The sequence below is a fragment of the Rhodococcus sp. 1R11 genome, assembly GCF_004563845.1.
GTDB lineage: Bacteria > Actinomycetota > Actinomycetes > Mycobacteriales > Mycobacteriaceae > Rhodococcoides.
This window is the reverse complement of sequence record NZ_SPNG01000035.1, coordinates 1-606: the sequence shown is the minus strand read 5'-3', so window position 1 is coordinate 606 and position 606 is coordinate 1. Positions and strand designations below refer to the sequence as shown.

The 606-nt window shown below is 66.5% G+C and carries 1 protein-coding gene; it reads right to left on the bottom strand.

From position 1 onward, the window contains the following. The coding region (locus E4P29_RS25775; protein ID WP_167735624.1) for a zinc-binding dehydrogenase at positions 1–606 on the bottom strand (606 nt) is incomplete at both ends.

Sequence of the window (606 nt, the reverse complement as noted above, 5' to 3'; positions counted from 1 at the left end):
TCGGAAAATCACGTTCCGGCAGACAATCGCCGTACCACGACGACTTCAACGACCCACCCCGGGAAAAGAAATCGATCAACGGCATCTCCACCGTCATCTCCGGCGTCGGGACCCCCACCAACACGACCGTCCCGGCCAGATCACGGGCGTAGAAGGCTTGCTTCCAGGTCTCCGGGCGACCGACAGCGTCGATGACCACATCCGCCCCGAACCCACCGGTCAACTCCTGCACCGCGGCGACAGCGTCGACCTGGGAGGCGTCGACAGTGTGAGTGGCACCCAGGTCCAGAGCCCAGTCGAGCTTTCCCTGGTCCCGATCGACGGCGATGATCGTCGACGCCCCCGCCAACCGGGCCCCGGCGATCGCGGCATCACCGACACCACCGCACCCGATCACCGCCACCGAATCACCACGGGAGACGTTGCCGGTGTTCATCGCCGCACCGAGCCCGGCCATCACCCCGCACCCGAGCAACCCCACGACCGCCGGATCGGACTCCGGGTCGACCTTGGTGCATTGGCCCTCGTGGACGAGGGTCTTGTCGGCGAACGCACCGATCCCCAACGCCGGAGAGAGCTCGGTGCCGTCGTCGAGCGTCATCTTCT